The organism is Streptomyces sp. NPDC059567, from assembly GCF_042735655.1.
In the GTDB taxonomy this organism is placed as follows: domain Bacteria; phylum Actinomycetota; class Actinomycetes; order Streptomycetales; family Streptomycetaceae; genus Streptomyces.
In genome coordinates this window covers 1-2,552 of sequence record NZ_JBHWBS010000135.1, presented here as the reverse complement: position 1 = coordinate 2,552, position 2,552 = coordinate 1, and the positions used below count along the sequence as shown (strand labels likewise).

Here is a 2,552-nt window from a genome sequence, read left to right as displayed (position 1 = left end):
GACGCGCGCGGGGCGGTCTGTCGCCTATCCCCGCGCCCCCGCCCCCCGGCGCGGCGCCGCCCCCCCGGCCGCGCCCGCGCGGGGGGGGGGCCCACCGGTCCACGGGGTGCGGCGCGTGTCCAAGGGCCGCCGGGACCGAGGGCCCCGCCCTGAGGGACATCCGTCACAGGCCGCCCACCCCCGGTCACCGATATCGTTGGCACCGGTCAACGAACCGCGCCCCACCAGCCGCTTCACCGCCGCAGCGGCCCCGCACACGCTTCGCCCCTCCGAGGAGCCGCACACCCATGGCCGAGCACGCCGCCGCCGCGCACCCCGCCTACCCCGTCGGACTCCGCCTCTCCGGCCGCCGCGTCGTCGTCTTCGGCGGCGGCCAGGTCGCCCAGCGCCGGCTCCCCGCCCTGATCGCCGCCGGCGCCGACATCACCCTCGTCTCCCCGTCCGCCACCCCCTCCGTCGAGGCGATGGCCGAGGCAGGGGAGATCACCTGGGTCAGGCGTCGTTACGAGGACGGGGACATCGCCGACGCCTGGTACGCGCTCGTCGCCACCAGCGACCCCGTCGCCAACGCCGCCGCCTCCGCCGAGGCCGAGCGCACCAAGACCTGGTGCGTGCGCTCCGACGACGCCGACGCGGCCACCGCCTGGACCCCGGCGACCGGCCGCAGCGAGGGCGTGACCGTCGCCGTGCTCACCGGCCATGACCCGCGCCGCTCCGCCGCCGTGCGCGACGCGATCGTCGAGGGCCTGCGGGACGGCTCGATCGCGGCCCCGCAGCACCGCTCCCGCACCCCCTTCGTGGCGCTGGTCGGCGGCGGCCCCGGCGACCCGGACCTGATCACGGTCCGCGGCCGTCGGCTGCTCGCCGAGGCCGACGTGGTGATCGCCGACCGCCTGGGCCCGCGCGACCTGCTCGACGAGCTGCCCCCGCACGTCGAGGTGATCGACGCGGCGAAGATCCCGTACGGCCGGTTCATGGCCCAGGAGGCCATCAACAACGCGCTGATCGAGCACGCCAAGGCCGGCCGGTCCGTCGTACGACTCAAGGGCGGCGACCCGTTCGTCTTCGGCCGTGGCATGGAGGAGGCCCAGGCGCTGGCGGCGGAGGGCATCGCCTGCACGGTCGTCCCGGGCATCTCCAGCTCGATCTCGGTGCCCGGTGCGGCCGGCATCCCGGTCACCCACCGCGGTGTGGCGCACGAGTTCACGGTGGTCAGCGGCCATGTCGCCCCCGACGACCCGCGTTCGCTGGTCGACTGGGCGTCGCTCGCCAAGCTCACCGGCACGCTCGTCATCCTGATGGGCGTCGACAAGATCGGGAAGATCGCCGAGGCGCTGATCGCCCACGGCAAGGCCCCCGAGACCCCGCTCGCCCTCGTCCAGGAAGGCACCACGGCCGCCCAGCGCCGCGTGGACGCCACGCTGGCCACGGTCGCGGAGACGGTCACGGCGCAGGAGGTCCGCCCGCCGGCCGTCATCGTCATCGGAGAGGTCGTCGGCGAGGGCCCCGACAAGCTCGTGAAGTAACCAGGGGTGACCGAACCCCCTGTCGCGCACATTGGCACCGCACCCCGGACAAGGCAGTATCACCTCGTGGCCGAACTCATCACCATCGACGATCCCGACGACCCGCGCCTGCGCGACTACATCGGGCTGACCGACGTCGAGCTGCGGCGCCGACGCGAGCCCGCGGAGGGCCTGTTCATCGCCGAGGGCGAGAAGGTCATCCGCCGGGCCCGGCAGGCCGGGTACGAGATGCGGTCGATGCTGCTGTCCGCCAAGTGGGTCGACGTCATGCGCGACGTCATCGACGAGGTTCCGGCGCCCGTGTACGCGGTGCAGCCGGAGCTCGCCGAACGCGTCACCGGCTACCACGTGCACCGTGGCGCCCTCGCCTCCATGCAGCGCAAGCCGCTGCCGAGCGCCGAGGACCTGCTCCGCACCACCCGCAGGGTCGCCGTCATGGAGTCGGTCAACGACCACACGAACATCGGCGCCATCTTCCGCAGCGCCGCCGCCCTCGGCATGGACGCGGTCCTGCTCTCCCCGGACTGCGCGGACCCGCTCTACCGCCGGTCCGTGAAGGTCTCCATGGGCGCGGTCTTCTCCGTCCCGTACGCCCGTCTGGACACCTGGCCGCGTGGCCTGGAGGCGGTACGGGAAGCGGGCTTCAAGCTCCTCGCCCTCACCCCCGACGAGAAGGCGTCCCCGATCGACGTGGCGGCCCCGCACAAGCTGGAGCGAGCCGCCCTGATGCTCGGAGCGGAGGGCGACGGCCTCTCCACGCAGGCGCTGCGGGCGGCGGACGAATGGGTCCGCATCCCGATGGCGCACGGCGTGGACTCGCTCAACGTGGGCGCGGCCGCGGCCGTCGCCTTCTACGCGGTCGCCTCGGGCCGGCCCCAGGACTAGGGGGTGTCTTGTCGATCATGCCGGGCTCGCGGCGTCTGGCACCGCGCCTCGCCGCGTTGTCGTCGGTCGCCAACGCTCCGCGTTGACTCCCTCCTCCGCCTTGCGATCCACGGCACCAGACGCCGCTCCCCGATCCGGCCT

The 2,552-nt window shown here is 74.2% G+C and carries 2 protein-coding genes; both read left to right on the top strand.

The annotated features are described in order from the left end of the window. The first annotated feature begins 287 nt into the window (after positions 1–287). Positions 288–1,526 carry a uroporphyrinogen-III C-methyltransferase gene (cobA, locus tag ACFVZW_RS34520; protein ID WP_384530015.1) on the top strand — a complete coding sequence of 413 codons (1,239 nt, stop codon included), beginning with the start codon at positions 288–290 and terminating at the stop codon, positions 1,524–1,526. A gap of 66 nt (positions 1,527–1,592) precedes the next feature. Then, positions 1,593–2,411: an RNA methyltransferase gene (locus ACFVZW_RS34515; protein ID WP_329122738.1), complete on the top strand. Its 819-nt coding sequence runs from the start codon at positions 1,593–1,595 to the stop codon at positions 2,409–2,411. Positions 2,412–2,552: the final 141 nt, after the last annotated feature.

What these genes read in the sequence shown, in the direction of transcription:
- cobA (WP_384530015.1), top strand. Translation starts at nt 288, where the DNA reads ATGGCCGAGCACGCCGCCGCCGCGCACCCCGCCTACCCCGTCGGACTC.